This window comes from Haemophilus sputorum HK 2154 (assembly GCF_000287615.1).
Lineage (GTDB): Bacteria > Pseudomonadota > Gammaproteobacteria > Enterobacterales > Pasteurellaceae > Haemophilus_A > Haemophilus_A sputorum.
Genome location: NZ_ALJP01000009.1, coordinates 341024 through 363384, shown reverse-complemented (window position 1 = coordinate 363384; position 22361 = coordinate 341024). Strand labels below are relative to the sequence as shown.

Sequence of the window (22361 nt, the reverse complement as noted above, 5' to 3'; positions counted from 1 at the left end):
CGTTAGTTTTGTTTTCTCATATTGATGTAAGTGCCGCCTTGACCATCATTGGTATATTTAATTTTAAATATTTCAGTTTGGTTACAGCCAGTTACTGTCCAAGTTTCATCTACTGAATCGACAGTAGATGTTTTAGGGTCGATTTTTACATCATTGATCTGAGTATGAATTTGTTTGGGCGTACAATTATGAATTGCTCTAAAAAACAGATTGATATTACTTTCTGTATCTGATTTTAGTAAATAACTTGCAGTTGTTTTTCCCGTATAGGTTGGACCAAAAAGTGCACAACCTGATACGATAAAAGGAATAAGTAATGCTAGTTTTTTCATTTTAGCCTCTTAATTATAGGTTAAAAGAGCGGTCAAATTTATCCGCTCTTTTACTCATCACTAACCCATACGATAGTTTGGCGCTTCTTTAGTAATGGTTACATCATGAACATGGCTTTCTTTAATGCCTGCACCGCTAATGCGAACAAACTCCGCTTTGGTGCGTAGTTCATCAATAGTTGCACAGCCAGTTAAGCCCATGCAAGAACGTAAGCCACCCATTTGTTGATGGATGATTTCTTTTAAGTAACCTTTATATGGAATGCGGCCTTCGATACCTTCTGGTACGAGTTTGTCTGCAGCGTTATCAGATTGGAAATAACGGTCTGATGAGCCTTTCGCCATCGCACCTAATGAGCCCATACCTCGGTAAGATTTAAATGCACGACCTTGATAAAGTTCGATTTCACCCGGTGCTTCTTCAGTACCGGCAAACATAGAACCAACCATTACACAGCTAGCACCTGCTGCGATAGCTTTTGCAATATCACCAGAGAAACGAATACCACCGTCCGCGATAACTGGAATGCCACGATCTTTTAATGCCGCAGCTGCGTCTGCGATAGCGGTGATTTGTGGAACACCTACACCAGTTACAATACGAGTTGTACAAATTGAACCAGGACCAATACCTACTTTCACTGCACTTGCGCCTGCGTCTGCTAATGCGATTGCGCCTTCAGCCGTTGCTACGTTACCCGCAACAATAGGTAAGTTTGGATATTTTGCCCGAGTTTCACGAACGCGTTGTAATACGCCTTCTGAGTGGCCGTGAGAAGAGTCGATTAACAATACATCTACGCCGGCTTTTACTAAAGCATCAATACGTTCTTCGTTACCTGGGCCTGCACCTACAGCCGCACCAACGCGTAAACGACCGAATTCATCTTTACATGCGTTTGGTTTTTGTTCCGCTTTTTGGAAGTCTTTAACGGTGATCATACCTTTTAATTTGAAAGCATCATCTACTACCAGTACTTTTTCTACACGGTGTTCGTGCATGAGTGCAAGAATTTCATCACGCGCAGCACCTTCTTTTACCGTCACTAAGCGTTCTTTTTTCGTCATTACCTGTGAAACGGTTTTGCTTAAATCTTTTACGAAACGCGTGTCACGACCAGTAATAATACCAATTAAATTATTTTCGCCATCTACTACAGGGTAGCCTGCAAAACCATTTTTTTTGACCATTTCAGCAAGTACTTCAAGGGTTAAATCAGGAGAAACAGTCACAGGTTCAGAAACAATACCACTTTCGAATTTTTTCACTTTGCGAACGCGATCTGCCTGGCGTTCGATAGTCATATTTTTATGAATAAAGCCGATACCGCCTTCTTGTGCTAAAGAGATGGCTAATTTGGTTTCTGTAACAGTATCCATTGCAGCAGAAAGCATAGGAATATTTAAGCGAATTTCTTTGGTGAGTTGAGTTGAAAGGTTGGCAGTATTAGGGAGAACAGTTGAGTGAGCTGGGACGAGCAGAACGTCGTCAAAGGTAAGCGCTTCTTGTTTAATGCGTAATGACATTGCAATAGTTCCTTTTTTAAAATGAAAAATTGAGCTAGAAATTATTGCGGGCGTATTATACAGGGGGAATTGGAAATTGTAAAACTGAAATTAGTGAACTGTTGCTTAAGTTTTAAGAGTTTGATAATAGCATCATGAAATAAATATTTTACATCTTGACTTGAATCACGCCAAAGAGGCCTTATTATGGTACACTATACCTTTAATAGTAAGAGAAAGAGAATTTATGGGTAGAAAAAGAAGTGCAAGCTCTTCCCGTTGGCTTGCGGAGCATTTTAAAGATCAATTTGTGCAAAAAGCACATAAACAAAAATTACGCTCCCGAGCTTATTTCAAACTAGATGAAATTCAGCAAACTGACCGATTGTTTAAACCTGGAATGACCGTGGTTGATTTAGGTGCGGCACCTGGCGGTTGGTCGCAATATGCCGTGACACAAATTGGCAGTAAAGGGAGAATTATAGCCTGTGATATTTTGGATATGAATCCAATTGTGGGGGTCGATTTCTTACAAGGCGATTTTAGAGAAGAAAGTGTGCTCAACGCTTTGTTAGAACGAGTTGGCGATAGTTTAGTCGATGTAGTGATGTCTGACATGGCGCCCAATTTTAGCGGTATGCCATCAGTAGACATTCCTCGAGCTATGTATTTGGTGGAACTTGCTTTAGATATGTGTCGCCAAGTATTAGCACCGAATGGCAGTTTTGTTGTCAAGGTATTCCAAGGAGAAGGCTTTGATGAGTATTTGCGTGATATTCGGGCAATGTTCCGTACGGTAAAAGTACGCAAGCCTGAGGCTTCAAGGGATCGTTCTCGAGAAGTTTATATTGTTGCAACAGGCTATAAAGGCTAATTGATAAGCCGAGTAAAGATTTTTTATTAGTTAAAGAGGACATTAACCTTGAACGATATGGTTAAAAATATACTTCTTTGGGTTGTAGTTGCCATTGTGATGATGACGGCATTTGAAGGCTTTAATTCTAACTTTGGGAATAACAATACTGTGGCATATTCCACTTTCTTAAATGATATTCGTACGAATACTTTAAAAGATGTGGATATGAAAAGTAATAGCGAAACGATCAGTGTGACTAAAAAAGACGGCACTAAATATCAAACAGTAATGCCGATGTACGATCGTGATTTGTTAGCAGATCTATCAAAAACAGATGCAACAGTAACTGGTCAACCTGAAGAGCGTCGCAATGTATTTGTGCAACTGCTTATCTCTTCATTTCCAATTATTATTCTAATTGGCTTTTGGGTGTTCTATATGCGCCAAATGCAAGGTGGTGGCGGTAAAGGGGCATTTAGCTTTGGTAAAAGTAAAGCGAAGATGCTCACTGCCGATCAAGTAAAAACGACCTTTGCAGATGTGGCAGGTTGTGATGAAGCGAAAGAAGAAGTTGGCGAAGTGGTTGATTTCTTACGTGATCCAAGCAAATTCCAAAAACTGGGCGGCCGTATTCCAAAAGGTATTTTAATGGTTGGTCCACCAGGAACAGGTAAAACTTTATTAGCTAAAGCGATTGCTGGTGAAGCGAAGGTTCCTTTCTTTACTATGGCTGGTTCTGACTTCGTAGAAATGTTCGTCGGTGTGGGTGCTTCTCGAGTACGTGATTTATTTGAACAGGCGAAGAAAAATGCACCTTGTATCATTTTTATTGATGAAATTGATGCGGTTGGTCGTAAACGTGGTGGTGCTGGTTTTAGCGGTGGTCACGATGAACGCGAACAAACATTAAACCAAATGTTAGTAGAAATGGATGGTTTTGAAGGTTCTGAAGGGGTCATTATCATTGCAGCAACGAACCGTGCTGATGTATTGGATGATGCATTAACGCGTCCAGGACGTTTTGACCGCCAAGTTACCGTTGATTTGCCAAACGTAAAAGGCCGTGAGCAAATTTTGCAAGTTCACTTGAAAAAAGTACCGCTTGCAGATGATGTGAATGCAATGCAAATTGCTCGTGGCACACCTGGTTATTCGGGGGCACAATTAGCGAACTTAGTGAATGAGGCCGCTTTATTTGCAGCACGTAAAAACCGTCGTGTAGTTACCATGGAAGATTTTGAACAAGCACGTGATAAAATCAATATGGGGCCAGAGCGTCGTTCGAATACGATGACTGAAAAAGAGATTATCAATACGGCTTATCATGAAGCTGGTCATGTTATCGTCGGTTATTTAATGCCAGAGCATGACCCTCTGAATAAAGTGACGATTGTCCCTCGTGGTCAAGCATTAGGTTTTGCGCAGTTCTTACCAGAAGGTGACCGTGTAAGTGAAACCTTCACTAAATTAGAAAGCCAGCTTTCTACTTTATTTGCAGGTCGAATTGCGGAAGGGCTAATTTTTGGTGAAGATAAAATTACTACTGGCGCATCATCAGATATTCATCGTGCAACACAAATTGCACGAGCAATGGTAACGCAATGGGGCTTCTCTAAAGAGCTTGGGCCTATTTTCTATCAAAATGAAGATGGAATGGGCGCAATTAAAGGTGTTTCTGAAGAGTCGCAAAAATTGATTGATGTTGAAATGCGTAAAATTATTGACCGCAACTACAATCGTGCTAAACAGACGCTTGAAGACAACATGGATATTTTACATGCGATGAAAGATGCATTGTTAAAATATGAAACCCTTGATCGTAATCAGATTGATGACTTAATGGCTCGTCGTCCAGTCGGAGAACCTTCAGGTTGGAATGATAAACCAAAGGATGAGCAACCAAAATCAGATGATAAAATTAAAACAGATTTAGAATCTGAAACAAAGGTTGAACCTAACGTATCTGATAATCAAGCTGATGCTTAATACCTAACTTTAAAAAGCTGAATTTAGAAATAAATTCAGCTTTTTTTTCGACTGCGCATTTTATCCTCTCAATCTCATCAAGAATTACTTGCATTTTCTTTAAGTTAGACATATTATTTTTATGGGTATATAACAAGACAACATTTACCCGTTTAAATTTTAAAAGGAGATTAGGCTTAACCATTTGGTTGAGCCTATCTATTTTCTCAAAGACTAAATCTCGTGATTGGAGGATAGAGATATGAAGTCGATCACAAAAATCAATTTAATCACACTTGCAATATTGCAAAGCATCCATTCTGTACAAGCTGAAGAAGCCATTTTAGATGAAGTTAGCGTTGTGGAACATGACATTTCCAGCGAGAAAAAAATCTTTACTGAAGCTAAAGCTAGTAGCACTAAACAAGACATTTTTAAACAAAGTCAAAGCATTGATAATATTGTTCGCAGTATGCCTGGTGCTTTTACGCAACAAGATAAATCTACTGGTGTGGTAGCGTTAAACATTCGAGGTGAGAGTGGTTTCGGACGTGCTAATACTATGGTCGATGGTGTGTCACAAACTTTTTATGCTACTGCATCTGATGGTAATGGACGAGCGGGTGGTAATGCCCAATTTGGGGCTGCGATAGATCCCAACTTTATTGCAGGTGTTGATTTAACAAAAGGAACGTTCAGTGGAGCAAGTGGCGCTAATGCATTATTTGGTTCGGCTAATTTCCGTACGCTTGGCGTAAATGATGTGGTAGATCCTGAAAATAATGTTGGCGTGTTATTTAAAGGATTATCAGGCACAAACGATACGAAACCTAATTTTATGGGAACATTTGCCGCTCGCAAATGGTTAGACAATGGCTATATTGGTTTTCTATATGGCTATAGTCAACGGGAAGTAGCCCAAAACTATAAAGTCGGTGGAGGAAGCACCAAAATTGGTAATTTAGGCGCGGATGTATTAGCACGTATTAAACAACGAACATTTAATACGGCTGGACTTGAATGCGATAACTACTATTTCCAAACTGATGAAGAGGCAACAAATCTTTGTCGTAAAAACGTAAACTTATTAGATAATCCGCAACTGGTGAATGAAGCGACGATTACTTCGCCAGCGGAAGAAAATAGTCTTTTTAACCGCTTTGATAAGCCACAATTTGATGTTCGTCCCATTGATCCTGAAAGTTTACGTCAGCGTTCGCACAGCCATTTAGTAAAATTTGAGTATGCAGATGATATTCATTCATTGAATCTACAATATCGTCAAATGAATAATCATATAGGCATTCGCAAAGTTGAAAATCAGAATTACCAAGCTGATTATCAATTCAAAAAGAATGATTACCTCAATCTCTCTATTTTAGCGGCATATAATGATGGAAAACAAAGATACCCTGTTGGTTCTGAATTTAGTGGTTGGCCAATTAAGAAAAATTTAGTGCTAACGAATAAAGCGAATACACTAGATGTACACAATACCTTTAATTTTTTCTTACCTAAATCAGTTGATTTACAAACGACAGTAGGTGTGAATTTATTAAAAAACCGTTATGACAGAAATCGTTTTCCAGAAGAGCTAGCGCTATTTTATCAAGAGCATGTTAAAGGATTACAAAGTAGTTTAGGCGGCGATAGTGGAAACTTTCAAATTCTTCCACAGAAATCAACACCAGTGTATCCAAATGGTGAACAACGCTTTAATAGCTTTTATTTAGATAACAGCCTTTCAAAAGGCATTTTTAAAGCAGATTACAGCGTGAACTTATTACAATATCGATTTAATGGTGATGTTGCAGAATACTACAAAGATTATGCGGATTTTGTAAAAACCTTTGGGAAAGATTCTAAAGCTTATCAGGAAGCTGGTTGTAGTGAAGATCTTCAAACTTGCCGAGAGATTTATGAACCTTTAGTTAGAAAAGGTGGAAAACGTAGTGCGGTAAATCATTCTGTAGTATTAAGTGCTAACGTTAAAGATTATTTTTCTCCGTTTGTTAGTTTTTCTCGCACCCATAGAATGCCAAATATCCAAGAAATGTATTTCTCTCAAATTGGAGCATCGGGTACTAACTTAAATTTAAAACCAGAAAAAGCAAAAACTTATCAAATTGGTTTTAATTCGTATAAAAAATCAGCGCTAAAAGCTGATGATGTGTTCGGTCTTAAAGTTGTTTATTACCAAACTCGTATCGATAATTATATCCATAATGCATGGGGATATTGGTGGGATAAACGCCCAGATTGGTCAGAAAAAATCCCGTATTCCATTCAACATCGCAATTATCGCGATGCTGTACATAAGAAAGGGGTAGAGATTGAATTAAATTACGATGTGGGTCGTTTCTTTACTAATTTTGCTTATGCATATCAGGTGACTAACCAGCCGACTAATTATAGTGATACTAGCCCTGCTCGTAATAATGTGGCAATGGCAGACTTGCTCAAGCAAGGTAATGGTTTAACTAAAGTGAGTATGTTACCAAAAGATTATGCACGCCTTGAAATGGGAAGCCGTTGGTTCGACCAAAAATTGGTATTAGGCGGAATTATGCGTTATTACGGTAAAAGTAAAAGGGCGACTTTAGAGGAGCGTTATTTATATGGTATAAGCGGTGCAATTAATGATGGTGACCGTATTGAGGTGGTGAAAAAAACAGAAGAAATTCGTAAACAGCCGATGATTTATGATGTATATGTAAGTTATGAGCCTATCAAAAACTTAGTGCTAAAAGCAGAGTTACAAAATATTTTCAATAAAAAATATGTTGATCCGCTTGATGCTGGTAATGACTCAGCAGCTCAACGACTTTATACCATGTATGACGGAAATCAGTCTGTGCTTAATAACTATGCGCGTGGTAGAACAGCAATTTTCACCGCTAATTATAAATATTAAAAGGAGAACTTAATATGGTAAAAATTTCATTAAAAATGACCGCTTGTAGTCTCTTATTGGCACTCAATTTAAGTGGTTGTATGTCAGTTTCTGATGGTGCAAGCAATCAAGCTGGCGCAAAAGAGGAAAGTAAACCAGAAACTATCGATCCAAATACGGTCAAGCCAATTGAAGAAAAACCACAAACCATTTCTGGCGAACAAGGGTGGCGGAATTTAAAAGTTAATTCAATTACAGATACGAGTAGTCGAAGTGATCGCTATGTTGCTGAGAAAATTCGTGCTTATGAAGGACAAATTCCATTTAGTGAATGGTCGAACGAGTCTATTTCAGAGATTTCCCCTTTCGATAAAGATGAAAATGCAGAGATAGGTCTGAATATTACTGAAATTGGAAAAAATATTAATCACACTTATCAAGGAAGTATTGCAGATCCGTCTCTTAAAGGTTCATTGGTTGAATATGACCTTACAACACAGAAATGGACAAAGCAGTCTGTAGATAAAATTAACTATATTTTCAGAAATACGCCTTATGCCTCTTATGGTGCGATGTTTACTAACGGTAATGATGTAGTTTATTTTACCACTGCATTAAACAATCGTTATACCAACGATGGGGAAGAAAACGCTCAAGTAAAATCGGAAGATTTACCATATGCGAATAACGATGGTGAACTACGTTATCGTAAAGAGGTGGTAGAACGATTAAGTGGTAAAGCGGAATATACAGGTAAAGTCATTGCAAGTGTACGCCGATATGTTGATAGTGCAGATGCAGGATTTACTAGCTATGATATTACGCAAGCTACACTACCAACAGAAGATGGAACGGTTCATTTAACCGCAGATTGGGCTAATAAAACGATTTCTGGAGAAATTGACAGTAAATTGCTCAATAAAAAAATTATGCTAGAGCAGAGTGAGGCATTTAATTTACAACGTAATACGCTAACCACAGGGGCTGTATCTTTAAAAGGGAGTGAATTCAATGAAGATGAAAGTCGCTATCAAGCCAAATTTGTGGGTGAGTCTGCAAAAGGCGTGGTTGGTGAAGTAAAATTAGCTTTTAGTCATGAAGAACTAAAAGCAAATGATCCACTAGAATATCGAGCTGTATTCGGCGCAGAGCTTAAAGAGCCTACATCGACTACGACACCATAATTGAAACGGCTAGGCATATGCTTAGCCGTTTTGTTTATATCCTTTGTTATAACTAAAACACACACAATATAGAGAGGAGTTCTTTTGGGCTGTTGCATAGATTTGTTACATTTTAGCCACTAATAATTTTAATCATTAAAGAAGGAAAACATATGCAACATCGTGATCTTTACCCTCATGAAATCTTACAAGATGTCATTGATAAAAGTTATGCCAAATCTGAAGGGCATTTAAAAACATTGGCCATTCTCAGCTTTTTAGGTGGGGGCTATGTCAGTTTCGGTTATATGGCTTATCTTAAAGTGGTAAGCGGTATTCCTGCTGAATGGGGCGGTTTAGCAACTTTACTAGGCGCTGCAGTATTCCCAATTTGTTTAATCTGTATTCTTATTGGTGGCGGGGAATTAGCGACCGGAAATATGATGATGATGGCATTAGGACGCTTAACTCATCGAGTTAGCTTCAAGAAATTATTCCGAAATTGGATTGTAGTTAGCTTTGGTAACTTAGCCGGTGCGCTATTCATGGCTTATTTCTTAGGGCATTACGTTGGTTTGGCAGAAGGTGGTGCTGCTGCAAAAACGATTGCAATTGCACAAGCAAAAGTGCAAATGGATTTCGGCCGAGCATTTATTTCTGCGATTGCGTGTAACTGGATGGTGTGCATGGGAATCTGGTTCTATTTTGGTGCGAAACAAACCTCTGGGCGAATCTTAGCGATGTGGTTTCCGGTTATGATCTTCGTATTGATCGGCTTACAGCACTTTGTCGCGAATATGTTCATCATTCCAGCAGGTATTTTTGCAGGGGCTAATGTAACTTGGGGAGAATTCTTTCTTAATATGATTCCAGTCTTTTTAGGAAATGTGACAGGTGGAGCTGCGTTTGTTGGGGCATCTTATCTTTATGCATATCGCCATTTATTAAAAGAAGATTACTCTATTTAAGAATCAGAATGTTGATAAAGGCTAACTTATGAGGTTAGCCTTTTTTATTTGGTTGTAATCAAAAGTTTACAGTGAAAATAATTCGTTACATTTAAAAAATATTGAGGTAGAATGCCACCAATTCATCAATTATGAGGTGGTTATGCAAAATAAAACATTAGGCAGCACATTGATTGTTGCAGGAACGACTATCGGTGCCGGTATGTTGGCTATGCCATTAACTTCAGCTGGTATAGGTTTTGGGTTTACAACATTACTTTTAGTTTCACTTTGGCTTTTGCTTGCTTTTAGCGCATTGCTTTTTGTTGAAGCATATCAAACCGTAGATAGTGATGTTGGTTTAGGTACTTTAGCTGAAAAATACTACGGCACCTTGGGGCGAGTAGTTTCAACAGCTGTCTTAGTGATTTTCCTTTATGCGATTTTAGCAGCTTATGTGTCTGGGGCGAGTTCGATTTTTGGTGGCGTATTACCAACGATTGTTGATAAAGACACAACCATCAAAGTGGCCGGTGTGATTTTTACGTTATTTTTTGGTTCATTTATTGTGACTGGTACCACTAGCGTTGATGCCGCTAACCGTATCATTTTCTTTACGAAAATGTTGGCGTTTATTGTGGTACTCGGTTTATTGCTACCTAAAGTATCAATAGAAAACTTATTAGAGATGCCGATTGATAAGGCGTTACTAATTTCTGCCTTGCCGATTTTCTTTACTTCATTCGGCTTTCATGGTTCTATTCCAAGTTTAAATAAATACCTTGAGGGCAATGTTAAGGCGCTACGAATTTCTATTTTAGTAGGTACAGCAATTCCTTTAGTTGCGTATCTTTTATGGCAATTAGCAACGCACGGTGTGTTAAGTCAAACACAATTTTTAGCATTATTAGATAAAGATCCGACATTAAATGGCTTAGCTGAAGCCGCACATGAAGTGACTGGCAGCGCATGGATTGGTATTACAGTGCGCGTATTTTCTGCAGCGGCGTTAATTACCTCATTTTTAGGGGTGGCATTAGGCTTGTTTGAAACTTTAGAAGATCTATTAAAACGTGTTAATTTACCGGCTGGTCGTAAAACGTTAGGCTTATTGACGTTTATTCCTCCAATGCTTTTTGCCTTCTTTTTCCCGCAAGGTTTTATTATGGCGTTAGGCTATGCAGGTCAAATGTTTGCGTTCTATGCGATTGTTTTACCGATTGCGATAGTTTGGCGTGTGCGTAAACAATTCCCAACATTAGCTTATCGTGTAAAAGGTGGTAGTCTTTCTTTATTATTGGCGTTAGTTATCGGGATTTTTATCGTGATCGTTCCATTCTTGATTCAAGAAGGGCTGTTACCGAAAGTGGTTGGCTAAGACGAAAACAGACAAACGGTTTAATTCTTGCAAAATTTTGCAAAAAAATGACCGCTTGTCGAATAGAAAAATAGAATGAGTCTGCTCCATTTTGAGCAGATTTTTGTTAGAATGCAGAATATTTTTATTTAGAGGTTATTATGAAAAATAAGATCTTAGGTAGTGCCTTAATGATTGCAGGCACAACCATTGGGGCTGGAATGCTTGCCATGCCACTGACATCTGCCGGTATGGGTTTCGGTGCAACATTAGTGTTATTGATCGGGCTTTGGGCATTATTAGCCTATACTGGCTTATTATTTATGGAAGTTTACCAAACTGCACCACGTCAAGATGTGGGGGTAGCAAGTTTGGCCGAGCAATATTTGGGTATTGGCGGGCGTTTATCTGCTACTATTAGTTTATTAGTCCTATTATATGCTTTATTAGCAGCTTATATTTCTGGCGGTGGCTCATTACTTTCAGGCATTTTACCAAAAATGGGGGATGCAAAAACGACCGAACAAATCGGTATTTTAATCTTTACCATCATATTGGGTTCTTTTGTTGTGATGGGAATTAAAGGCGTTGATGGATTAACTCGCGTACTGTTTATCGGCAAAATTATTGCATTCGTAGCAGTATTGATCTTAATGTTACCTAAAGCAAAATTAGAAAACTTGACCGCGGTGCCGTTAGATAATCTTTTGATTGTTTCAGCGATTCCAATTTTCTTCACCTCATTTGGCTTCCACGTAATCATGGCAAGTATCAATACCTATTTAAATGCGGATATTCGTAAAATTCGTATTGCGATTTACATTGGCACCGCGATTCCATTGATCGCCTATGTATTATGGCAATTAGCGACCCACGGTGTACTTTCTCAAGGTGAATTTGTTCAGATCTTAAAATCTGATCCAACATTAAACGGCTTAATTAAAGCAACGAGTATATTAACAGGAAGCAGTGCATTAGGTGAAATGATGCGCTTATTCTCCATTCTTGCGCTGATTACTTCATTTTTAGGGGTAGCGTTAGGTATTTTTGAATGTATGGACGATTTACGTAAACGTGTAAATCTGAAAGAAAACCGTGCGTTATTAACGTTAGTGACATTTGCGCCACCATTATTATTTGCATTATTCTGGAAAGAAGCCTTTATTGCTGCACTAGGTTATGCTGGTTTACTGTTTGCCTATTACGGTATTATTCTTCCAGTTTTATTGGCATGGCGAGCACGAGTTACGCATCCGAATCTTCCGTATCGTGTTATTGGCGGAAACGTTGCCCTGATTCTTGCCTTTATTGCAGGTGTGATTATTATCATCATTCCATTTTTAGACCTACCAAAAGTTGTAGGTTAATTTAAACAAGCGGTCTGAATTTGTAAAAGTTTTGCAAAATTAGACCGCTTTTTTATTGGGAACATATGTATGACGTTAAAAGATTCTCTTAGTACCTTTAACCTTCAGCAACAACAAGATTTTGGAACCCATGATGTGGTAGCTTTATTGCATCAACGTAGCCTGTTTTATGATGAAATGTTGAAAAAACTCTGGCAGCAATTTGGTTTTGCTATCCGTCAAGATTTAGCGCTCATTGCAGTAGGTGGGTATGGCAGAAGAGAAATGTTTCCTCTTTCGGATTTGGATATTTTGATCCTAACGCAAGCACCGTTGGACGAAGCTTCGCAACAAAGTATAAATGCGCTACTGAATACACTTTGGGATCTTAAATTGCAGGTAGGGGCAACAATTCGCACAATAGAAGAATGCATAACAATTGGGCGTGAAGAACTTTCGGTTGCAACTAATATGTATGAAGGAAGATTTTTATTCGGTAATTCATCATTATGGCAGCAACTAAAAGAGAGAATTTATCAAGCGGATTTTTGGCCGATAGCACAATTTTACCAAGCGAAATTAGCGGAAAAAGAAGAGCGTTATGCTCGCTATAACAACACCAGTTATAATTTAGAGCCAGATATTAAACATAGTCCAGGTGGTTTGCGTGACTTACATTTACTCTCTTGGATTATGCTACGGCATTATCGTATGGCCTCTTTTGAATCATTATTGAAGGCCAAAATTCTGATGCCAGAAGAGTATCAAGAGATAAAAGCCGCTGAAGCGGAATTATTTCGTATCCGCTTTGCATTACATTTGCAACTAAAACGTCCAGATAACCGTTTACGTTTTGACCGCCAATTGAGTTTGAGTGAGCAATTAGGTTATAAAGGTGAAGGTAATCAACCTGCTGAAACAATGATGCGAGATTTTTTTCAAGCTACACAATCTGTTTCTCAATTAAGTCAGCTATTGCTAAATAGTTTTGAACAGTCCGTCTTGAATTTGCAAAAAACAGCAGAAAATCAACCGCTTGATGAGTTTTTTAAGTTGCAATGTCACGCTATTTCAGCAAAAAATAATGAATGCTTTATACAACAGCCTGAAACAGTAATAAGATTATTTCACCATTTGGCCGCACTTCCACAAACTTATGTGGCGGCAGATACGCTGCGCCATTTGCGATTAGCCTTACAAAAAAGAACAACGCCATTATGTGATGAAATAAAAGTGCGCCAGCAATTTATTGCACTTTTTGAACACCCCAACGCCATTAAGCGGGCAATTTTACCGATGCATCAACTTGGTGTGTTATCTGCATATTTTCCAGCATGGCAAGCAATTCGTGGGTTAATGCAGTTTGATCTCTTTCATATTTATACGGTTGATGAGCATACTATTCGTGTCATGCTAAAAATCGAGTCTTTTCTTGAGGATGAGGCTAAAACACAGCATCCATTATGTCATCAGCTTTTCAGTGAAAATCAAGCAAGAGCTAAGCTGTATTTAGCGGCTTTATTGCATGATATTGCAAAAGGTCGAGAGGGTGATCATGCAATCAATGGTGCCGAAGAAGCATATCATTTCTGTCAGCAACATGGATTAAGTGAAGATGAAACAGATGATATTGCTTGGTTGGTTAAAGAGCATCTTACCATGTCGATTACAGCACAACGCCGAGATATTCACGATCCCAATGTGATCTCAAAATTTGCGGAAACAGTTCAAACATCCTCACGGCTTTCAATGCTGCTTTGCTTAACTGTTGCTGATATTTGTGCGACGAATACAACGCTTTGGAATGAATGGAAGCGCACACTGTTTACGCAACTTTATCAATTCACGATACAGCAATTAGCACAACAGTTAGATTATCGAAAAGAAGCTGAAAATAACCGTCAACAAGCTTTAGAGCAGATCAAATTTGCACTTACCCCAGCAGAACGATTACGTTTGAATACGTTTTGGGCGGAATCAACGGATGACTATTTTTTACGACATAAGCCAACTCAATTGGTTTGGCATGCGCTGCATTATTTAAAACAGTCACAACTCCCGCTTGTATTGGTTAGTAACGAATATGCGCGAGGGGCGACAGAAATTTTTGTTCATTGTGATGATCAGCCTTATTTATTTGAAAGGATTGCACAGGCATTAAGTCAGAAAAAAATCAGTATTCATGATGCGCAAATTATTACTGGAGAAAATGGGCGGATTTACGATAGCTTTATTGTGACAGAAATTTCTGGAGCTGCGTTAGATGCGCTTCGTTGCCAACAAATTCAAGCATATTTATCAAAGATCTTGACTGATCCAAGCTCAACTTCCTTTACGGTAAATAAAAAGCCAATGAAGGCGCAACCATTTAAGCGGAAAACCAAGGTGCGCTTTGTTGAACATGTGCAAGAAAATCAAGTTGCGTTAGAGATATTTACGCTAGATAGAGAAGGGTTGTTAGTACAAATCAGTCATATATTTAATCAGTTGGGCTTAGAATTATTAAATGCAAAAATTACGACTATTGGTGAAAAAGCAGAGGACTTTTTTGTATTAAGAGCTAGAGCAGATGTTTTTAGTGATGAAGATAAGCAGCAATTAAAACATAGATTGATTGAGGAACTGGATCATTAAAGACAAAGCGCACGAGTGTTAAATCGTGCGCTTTTTTGAGGATAGTTAGTTTTCAGATGTATTTTTAAATAATCCAGATGAACCTTCAGAGTAGTCTCTTGGCTGATTTTCATCTTGATGTTGTAACAATTTGAGTACTTCAGCTTGTTTTTCACTAGATAATAGTTGAGATGAACTTTGTGCTAAATGACTATAAAGTTTTTTATAGTCTTCTGCTAAAGTGGTTAACAAGGTTGCTGATTCTGCAAAGTGTTGTTCAAGCTGTTGTTTTTGCTCATCAGCTTGAGTTTTCATATTTTTCAATTCCGCTTCAACTTGTTGCTGTTTTTGGATATTACGGCTACCAAAGCGGGTAAACAACACACCGAAAAATAATCCCACAATAAAAGCTGCGCCAATTGCACCCCAAACGGCGACTGTCCATTCTGCTGTCATAAGATCCTCGCTTATTTTGATTAACATTCAGTATCTTTTTAGCATGTTACTTTTTAAAAATAAACCCTTAAAGGCTGAAAATGTGAGTTATGTCATAAAAAAACGAAAATTCTTTCTGAAAAAATTAGCTTTTTGGTTAAAAATCCGTATAATTAGCGCACCCTGTTTTTGTTTGGACTTTCCCGCCAAACAAGTTGGTCTAAAAAAGGCTCGAAGGGGTCGGATTTAGCCGAAAAAATTAATAGGTAATATCTGAAAAGATATTGGGTATAAACTTAAATTTGGTATTTTAATTAATGAAAACTTTTGTAGCAAAACCAGAAACAGTAAAACGTGACTGGTATGTAGTAGATGCGACAGGTAAAACTTTAGGTCGTTTAGCTACTGAATTAGCACGTCGTCTTCGTGGTAAACACAAGGCTGAGTACACTCCACACGTTGATACTGGTGATTACATCGTTGTTATCAATGCAGAGAAAGTAGCTGTAACAGGTAAAAAAGAAACTGATAAAATTTACTACTGGCACACTGGCTATGTAGGTGGCATTAAAGATGCAACCTTCAAAGAAATGATTGCACGTCGTCCGGAAGCAGTGATCGAGATCGCAGTTAAAGGTATGTTACCGAAAGGTCCTTTAGGTCGTGAAATGTTCCGTAAATTAAAAGTTTACGCAGGTAACGAACACAACCACGCTGCACAACAACCACAAGTTTTAGACATCTAATCACGGAGCAGAAAAATGACAGCAGCAAATCAAAACTACGGCACAGGTCGCCGCAAAAGCTCTTCAGCTCGTGTATTTATCAAACCGGGCAGCGGTAACATTACTATTAACCAACGTTCTTTAGAAGTGTACTTCGGTCGTGAAACTTCACGTATGATCGTTCGTCAACCATTAGAATTAGTTGAGTTATTAGGTAAATTAGATTTATACATCACTGTTAAAGGTGGTGGTATTTCTGGTCAAGCAGGTGCAATCCGTCACGGTATTACACGTGCATTAATGGAATACGACGAAACTCTACGCCCAGCACTTCGTGCAGCTGGCTTCGTTACTCGTGACGCACGTCGCGTTGAACGTAAAAAAGTGGGTTTACACAAAGCACGTCGTCGTCCACAATACTCAAAACGTTAATTTCGAGTATTATCGATATACGAAAGTATTATCAGAAAAGGCAGGGTTTCCTGCCTTTTTGCTATTTAGTCAAGATAGAAATAAAAGAGTTATTGTATGCTTGCGATTATCTCTCCCGCAAAAACATTAGATTTTGAAACCCCATCACCTGAATTTGCATTTTCTCAACCAAATTTGACCGCTTACAGTCAGCAGTTAATTGAGATTTGTCAGAAATTCTCTCCAGCCGAATTAGCTTCTTTAATGTCAATTAGTGATAAGCTAGCTAGCCTAAATGTTGCTCGTTTTGCACAGTGGCAATTAGAACACAATTTACAGAACTCAAAAGCTGCATTATTCGCTTTTAAAGGCGATGTATATACCGGCTTAGCTGCAGAAACTTTGACGCCAGAACAAGTACAGTATGCACAAATACATTTGCGTATGTTATCTGGCTTATATGGTTTATTAAAACCACTTGATTTGATGCAACCATACCGTCTAGAAATGGGCACAAGATTAGTGAACCCAAAAGGGAAAGATTTATATGCCTTTTGGGGGAATATCATTACAGAATGTTTACAGAAAGCGATTGATGAACAAAATGATAATGTACTAGTTAATTTAGCTTCTGATGAATATTTTAATGCAGTTAAACCTCAGCATTTACAGGCACAAATTATCAAGCCTATTTTCTTAGATGAGAAAAATGGTAAATTTAAACAAATTAGTTTTTATGCCAAAAAAGCACGCGGTATGATGGTGCGCTTTATGTTAGAAAATCAGCCAAGTAACGTTGAACAATTAAAAGCTTTTAATTATGGTGGATACTGGTTTGATCCAGATTCATCTACAGAGACGGAATTCGTATTTAAAAGAGAGGAGTCTATCTAATGCGTTTATCAATTTCAGTAAGTTTATCCATTTTTCTGACCGCTTGTCAGAGTGGGCCTAAGCATTTTTTACTACCGGAAAAAGTGAATTTTCAAGGAAAATCATACGAAAAAGTGACAGATAACAAAATCGAGACAATGCAAAGTTTGCTTTATTTACCAAGTGATAGTAGCAAAAATGCAGAAAAATGGGGCAAAGGCATTTTGTTATTTTTAGACACGGATAAGAGTAAAACGATGGAGTCGCGTGTTGCTTTACGTCAAACTCATTTTAGAGAAACCGAAGCCTTTGCACAGGTGGGGATCGAAAATAATGAATTGCGCAGCAAAGTGATCTATCCACCAAGTGGCCGTTTTAATGATGTTCAGTTAGAGGTCTCTCGTGGCAAGCAATCTGAATGTGGCTATGGACAAATTCAATATTCAGAAAAACGTCAAGTAGCACAACCGAATAATGTGCATCTTAGCAGTTATACTGCGGAATTAGTTGAGCTAGCCAATCAATTTAATTATTTAGCGTGGCAGATTAAATGTCAGTAACGATGTCTACAAATTACTCTCAATTAGTAAAACGGGCTGCTAATTTAGCGATTGCTGTAGCAGCCTTATTGATAGTTATCAAAGCGATTGCTTGGTGGAAAACCGGTTCAATTTCTATTTTAGCGGCGATGACCGATTCAGTTGTGGATCTCTTTGCTTCTATTACCAATGTTATTGTGCTACGTTTTGCATTACAGCCTGCTGATGAAAATCATGCTTTTGGGCATGGGAAAGCCGAATCTCTTGCAGCTATCGCGCAGAGCGCATTTATTGCCGGTTCTGCAACATTTTTGTTATTGCAAGGGATTCATAAGCTTACAGCTCCTCATTTAATTGAAGCAGAGCTTGGTGTTATTGTCAGTATCATTTCTATTGTATTGACTGCATTGTTGGTCATCTATCAAAAACGAGTGGTAAAACTCACAAAAAGTCCAGCTATTGAGGCAGATTCGTTGCATTATCAAACAGACTTATTGATGAATGCGGCGATTCTTGTCGCGATGATTTTAAACTTATTTGGCTTTATTTATGCTGATGCCGTATTTGCAATAGGAATTGCCTTCTATATTGCTTTTAATGCATTCAAGATGTTTTGGGAAGCCGTGCAGGTATTATTAGATCGCGCATTGCCAGATGAAGAGGTTCAACAGATTCTTCAAATGGCATCACATAACCCACAAATTATCGGCATACATGATTTACTTACGCGACAAGTAGGGGCAACTCATTTTATTCAATTGCATTTAGAGTTACGTGACAATCTAACGCTTTTAGAGGCGCATGAGATAACAGAGCAGCTAGAAAAAGAGATTCTAGCGGTTTTTCCTAAGACGGAAATCATTATTCATCAAGAGCCAACTTCTATTGTTCAGCATGAACTTATCACAGGGCAAATTAAACACCATGTACCAAGCTATCGCTAATTTTTCCTATCAGCATTTTGAGCAAGATCCAGTTACGTTAATTAGCCGAATTATTGAACAGTGGCGGAATAATGGACAGATTATCGGGCGAGAATTTGGGGTGACATTTCATCAAGACCACTTTCAAGCACGCCTTTCTTTGCCTGAACAAGAAAGTCTTTTGCCCAAATGGAATAGTGAGTGGGTAGTTCTCGTTCAACAAGAGGCAGAAGAATATGGTGTTTATTTTGAATCGTTTGAGATTATTGGGCAAGATTATCAAGCAGATGAAACCGCAAGTTTTATAAACCAAGATATGCTGATTCTCTATACAACACATCTGGATAGCTGTTCTCCTATTAAAACTTTTGATGAGAAAACACAGGCGCTTAAACCTGTACCGCTTTATCGTATATTAAAGGAATCGCCTGAATTAAGTGAAGCGCTAGTGAAATGGCAAGAAGATTGGCAGGCCTGCGATCAACTGCAAATGAACGGTCATGTATTAGAAGCGCAGGCATTAGCAGAGATTAGTCATGTAGATAGTGTATTAACTCAAACTGGACGTCGTTTAGCAAAAGCTATTGAAGAAGTTAATCAAACAGCGGTTTATTATTATCTCTATCGATTAGGGAAAGATACGAAGGTAGAGCACGAACGAAAATGTCCAAGTTGTGGGAGTACATGGAAATTAGTTGAATCAATAGCTGAAATTCTCCATTTTAAATGCGATACTTGTCGATTAGTCTCAAATTTAAGTTGGGAAATTTTATAAAACCGTACAAAATCATTTCGATAGATAGAAAATAAACCCAGTACTTTTTATGGTTGCTGGGTTTATTTTTTAGTCTCGTTACTCTAGTGATTATTCATCATGATAGAACACGCCTTTCCCATATAAATACAGGGTGATTTGTTCGCCCGTATAGTATTCGCTGATCAGATCTTCATTAAGATTAAATTCATAACCGCCTACATCAATACAAAGATTAATGGCGCGTCCTCTCGATTCAATCCGTTTAATCTCACCTTGAAAAGAAGCGGTCGGATCTTGGATTTTTTTTGCAAGAGAGAATTGCTCAGGGCGGAATAAAACCTTCCCTTGCGTATGACCATTTCCTTTATTTTCGACGGCAATTTCACCTAATTGACAGGTTGCGATGCCATCGCTTTTTAATGTTGCAGGAAGAATAATGCTTTCCCCAATAAATTTGGCAATAGACAAATACTGAGGTGACCAATACAGCGTTTTAGGTGTCGCAATTTGGAGAATTTTTCCTTCTTGAATCACTGCGATTTTGTCCGCATGGCATAGTGCTTCATCACGATCATGGGTCACGAATACGGCAGAGGAACCACTTTCTCTTAATACTTGTAACATATCGTAACGAATTTGATTTCTCAGATGCTCATCTAATGCACTGAATGGCTCATCAAACAGGATTAATTCTGGGCTTGGTGCGAGAGCTCGAGCAAGTGCCACACGCTGTTGTTGCCCGCCTGAAAGCTGATGAGGAAAACGGTCAGCTAAGTCACTAATGCCGGTGAGTTTCATCACTTCCTGTATGCGTTGTTTTTCCGCCTCTGTTTTTCCTTTGCCATCTCCTAAGCCATAAGCAATGTTGCGGTAAACATTTAAATGGGGGAATAACACACCTTCTTGTACCACATAACCTAATTTGCGCTGTTGGGTTGGCACATTGATATTGTCGTTAAAAATAGGTTGATTTTTTAACCAAATCTCACCGCTTGTTGGTTGTTCAAAACCAGCAATGCTACGCAATAAGGTGGTTTTCCCACAACCAGATGCACCAAGAAGAAATAGGATTTCACCTTTCTCTAATTGTAGCGAGATATTGTGTAAAACCTGTTGTCCATTAAAGGATTTATTCAAATTTTTAATATCGAGTAATGTTGTCATTTTATCTTTTCGTTATTTAAAACCGTATCGTTTCAGTAAAAATACAGGAATCCCAGAAAATAGCACTAACATAATGGCATAAGGCGTGGCTGCCGCATATTGCGCATCAGAGGTATATTCCCACACTGCGGTTGAAAGCGTTTTAATGTCATTTGGGGTCAGTAATAGGGTTGCGGTGAGCTCTTTCATTAAGTTTAAAAAAACTAAAGCAAACGCAGCAGCAATTCCAGGTAACATAGCTGGAATAACTAAGGTACGGAAAATATAAAAGTTACTACGGCCTAAGCTTTGCCCCACCTTTTCGATGTTATCAGACATCTGTTCAAGCGATCCTCGTAAGGTCGTTTGTGCCATGGGAAGATAAAGCATAAAGTAGGCGACGACAACCATGGCAAAGGTTTGATAAAGCGAATACGCATAGTTGATGGTAAAGAAGACCAACGATAATGCGATAACAAGCCCTGGTACAGCGTGAAGTAGATAAGGGATTCGATCAAGCCAAATCGTCAATTTACTGCGATAGCGTACCGCAGCCCATACCAATGGTAGTGCACAAATAACGGTAAGTGTTGCCCCCAGTGTTGATATAGTCAGTGAATTTGTGAAGGCGGTAAAAAATTCCCCAAAATCGACCGCATTTTCAATGGAACTTCCCACGGTTAGCCAATAAATCAGCATAGTAATCGGCACACCAATACTGAGCACAAAAATGGTCGTGAAAAAGCTCACGACTAAAATTTGTTTTCCTGCTGAGAGCGTTTTCAACGGATACGGACGTATTACACCTTTGCCGCTTTGATAGAGCGTTTGTGTGCCTCTAAAACGAACTTCACCCATCACAACAAGGATACAAATGACCATTAACACGCCAGAGAGTAAGGCGGCAGTGTTGTTATTAAAGGCCATTTCATATTCTTGGAAAATTGCTGTAGTGAAGGTTTGATAATTTAAAATAGAAACCGCACCAAACTCTACCAACATATGAAGCGCAATTAATAATACGCTACTACCAATCGCGGGTTTGAGTTGCGGAAAAATCGCATGCCAAAATGTGTAAGCATGGCTTTTAGCCAATGAAAGGCTCACTTCTTCTAAAGAGCGGTCGAGTCTTTTTAAGGTCGCCGCGACAGGGAGATAAGCAAGCGGGAAAGAACTCAGCGTCATAATGCCTATGGTTCCCCACAAGCCTTCCACTCTGAAGGTGAGACTGATCCACGTAAAACAGCTAACAAAAGCCGGAATACAAAGAGGGAGTGTCATCGCAACTTGGAAAAAACCTTTTCCCCAAAAGCGATAACGTTCTAATAAAAATGCACATAACGTGCCGAGAATAATGGCGAAAAGCGTCACAAATACCATTAAAAGTAGGGTATTACTGAGCAATTCCCACATTCTTGGGCGCCAAAGTAATTCAATGCTGCGAGCTAATCCAACATCTGCAGCACGCTCAATAACATATAAAAAAGGTAATAATAATGGCAAACTAATCAGCACGATTAAGGCTATAAGCCAGCGAGGTGGGCGATTAGACACAAAAGAATCCTTTGAAAATATTA

19 protein-coding genes are annotated in these 22361 nt (G+C 38.6%); 14 read left to right on the top strand and 5 right to left on the bottom strand.

Going from position 1 to position 22361, the window contains the following annotated elements:
- Nucleotides 1–2: 2 nt before the first annotated feature.
- Together HMPREF1128_RS04165 and guaB are read right to left on the bottom strand one after the other, a co-directional pair.
- Entirely contained in the window at nucleotides 3–332 is a 330-nt protein-coding gene (locus HMPREF1128_RS04165) for a hypothetical protein (RefSeq protein ID WP_007524328.1), read from the bottom strand.
- Between the two features lie 60 nt (nucleotides 333–392).
- The gene (gene guaB, locus HMPREF1128_RS04160; protein ID WP_007524038.1) at nucleotides 393–1859 is read right to left on the bottom strand and encodes an IMP dehydrogenase; all 1467 of its coding nucleotides are present in this window, start codon (nucleotides 1857–1859) and stop codon (nucleotides 393–395) included.
- A 226-nt stretch (nucleotides 1860–2085) separates the two neighbouring features.
- Here guaB and rlmE point away from each other — a divergent pair, with 226 nt between their 5' ends.
- The 8 genes from rlmE to glnD all read left to right on the top strand — a co-directional run bounded on the left by rlmE (nucleotide 2086) and on the right by glnD (nucleotide 14999).
- Nucleotides 2086–2712: a 23S rRNA (uridine(2552)-2'-O)-methyltransferase RlmE gene (rlmE, locus tag HMPREF1128_RS04155; RefSeq protein WP_007524260.1), complete on the top strand. Its 627-nt coding sequence runs from the start codon at nucleotides 2086–2088 to the stop codon at nucleotides 2710–2712.
- Between the two features lie 48 nt (nucleotides 2713–2760).
- Nucleotides 2761–4680 (top strand): ATP-dependent zinc metalloprotease FtsH, encoded by a 1920-nt coding sequence (ftsH, locus tag HMPREF1128_RS04150; RefSeq protein WP_007524292.1) that lies wholly within the window; start codon nucleotides 2761–2763, stop codon nucleotides 4678–4680.
- Between the two features lie 241 nt (nucleotides 4681–4921).
- Nucleotides 4922–7573 (top strand): TonB-dependent receptor domain-containing protein, encoded by a 2652-nt coding sequence (locus HMPREF1128_RS04140; RefSeq protein WP_007524023.1) that lies wholly within the window; start codon nucleotides 4922–4924, stop codon nucleotides 7571–7573.
- Between the two features lie 14 nt (nucleotides 7574–7587).
- The gene (locus HMPREF1128_RS04135; RefSeq protein ID WP_007525519.1) at nucleotides 7588–8736 is read left to right on the top strand and encodes a hypothetical protein; all 1149 of its coding nucleotides are present in this window, start codon (nucleotides 7588–7590) and stop codon (nucleotides 8734–8736) included.
- A gap of 152 nt (nucleotides 8737–8888) precedes the next feature.
- Nucleotides 8889–9683, top strand: coding sequence for a formate/nitrite transporter family protein (locus HMPREF1128_RS04130; protein ID WP_007525294.1), 795 nt, complete (start codon nucleotides 8889–8891; stop codon nucleotides 9681–9683).
- Between the two features lie 142 nt (nucleotides 9684–9825).
- Nucleotides 9826–11040 carry an aromatic amino acid transport family protein gene (locus HMPREF1128_RS04125; protein ID WP_007524188.1) on the top strand — a complete coding sequence of 405 codons (1215 nt, stop codon included), beginning with the start codon at nucleotides 9826–9828 and terminating at the stop codon, nucleotides 11038–11040.
- A gap of 140 nt (nucleotides 11041–11180) precedes the next feature.
- Nucleotides 11181–12386 (top strand): aromatic amino acid transport family protein, encoded by a 1206-nt coding sequence (locus tag HMPREF1128_RS04120; protein WP_007524134.1) that lies wholly within the window; start codon nucleotides 11181–11183, stop codon nucleotides 12384–12386.
- Nucleotides 12387–12455: 69 nt separating this feature from the next.
- Nucleotides 12456–14999, top strand: coding sequence for a bifunctional uridylyltransferase/uridylyl-removing protein GlnD (glnD, locus tag HMPREF1128_RS04115; protein ID WP_007524894.1), 2544 nt, complete (start codon nucleotides 12456–12458; stop codon nucleotides 14997–14999).
- A 45-nt stretch (nucleotides 15000–15044) separates the two neighbouring features.
- Here glnD and HMPREF1128_RS04110 read toward each other — a convergent pair whose 3' ends face one another.
- Nucleotides 15045–15434 carry a YhcB family protein gene (locus HMPREF1128_RS04110; protein WP_007524465.1) on the bottom strand — a complete coding sequence of 130 codons (390 nt, stop codon included), beginning with the start codon at nucleotides 15432–15434 and terminating at the stop codon, nucleotides 15045–15047.
- 296 nt (nucleotides 15435–15730) lie between these two features.
- Here HMPREF1128_RS04110 and rplM point away from each other — a divergent pair, with 296 nt between their 5' ends.
- The 6 genes from rplM to HMPREF1128_RS04080 all read left to right on the top strand — a co-directional run bounded on the left by rplM (nucleotide 15731) and on the right by HMPREF1128_RS04080 (nucleotide 19659).
- A complete protein-coding gene (gene rplM / locus HMPREF1128_RS04105) occupies nucleotides 15731–16159 on the top strand; it encodes a 50S ribosomal protein L13 (RefSeq protein ID WP_007525214.1) in 429 nt (142 codons plus the stop codon).
- A gap of 15 nt (nucleotides 16160–16174) precedes the next feature.
- Nucleotides 16175–16570, top strand: coding sequence for a 30S ribosomal protein S9 (rpsI, locus tag HMPREF1128_RS04100; protein ID WP_007525323.1), 396 nt, complete (start codon nucleotides 16175–16177; stop codon nucleotides 16568–16570).
- Nucleotides 16571–16666: 96 nt separating this feature from the next.
- A complete protein-coding gene (gene yaaA / locus HMPREF1128_RS04095) occupies nucleotides 16667–17443 on the top strand; it encodes a peroxide stress protein YaaA (RefSeq protein WP_007525440.1) in 777 nt (258 codons plus the stop codon).
- A complete protein-coding gene (locus tag HMPREF1128_RS04090; protein ID WP_007523998.1) occupies nucleotides 17443–17982 on the top strand; it encodes a hypothetical protein in 540 nt (179 codons plus the stop codon). The genes yaaA and HMPREF1128_RS04090 overlap by 1 nt, the downstream gene beginning before the upstream one ends.
- A gap of 2 nt (nucleotides 17983–17984) precedes the next feature.
- The gene (locus HMPREF1128_RS04085; RefSeq protein WP_029495020.1) at nucleotides 17985–18905 is read left to right on the top strand and encodes a cation diffusion facilitator family transporter; all 921 of its coding nucleotides are present in this window, start codon (nucleotides 17985–17987) and stop codon (nucleotides 18903–18905) included.
- On the top strand, nucleotides 18886–19659 hold the full coding sequence (locus HMPREF1128_RS04080; RefSeq protein WP_007524270.1) for a Zn-ribbon-containing protein: 774 nt from the start codon (nucleotides 18886–18888) through the stop codon (nucleotides 19657–19659). Before HMPREF1128_RS04085 ends, HMPREF1128_RS04080 begins: the two co-directional genes overlap by 20 nt.
- Before the next feature lie 90 nt (nucleotides 19660–19749).
- Here the strand turns inward: HMPREF1128_RS04080 and HMPREF1128_RS04075 are convergent, their stop codons facing one another.
- Together HMPREF1128_RS04075 and HMPREF1128_RS04070 are read right to left on the bottom strand one after the other, a co-directional pair.
- Nucleotides 19750–20805 (bottom strand): ABC transporter ATP-binding protein, encoded by a 1056-nt coding sequence (locus HMPREF1128_RS04075; protein ID WP_007525349.1) that lies wholly within the window; start codon nucleotides 20803–20805, stop codon nucleotides 19750–19752.
- A 12-nt stretch (nucleotides 20806–20817) separates the two neighbouring features.
- Nucleotides 20818–22338: an ABC transporter permease gene (locus HMPREF1128_RS04070; protein ID WP_007524839.1), complete on the bottom strand. Its 1521-nt coding sequence runs from the start codon at nucleotides 22336–22338 to the stop codon at nucleotides 20818–20820.
- Nucleotides 22339–22361: the final 23 nt, after the last annotated feature.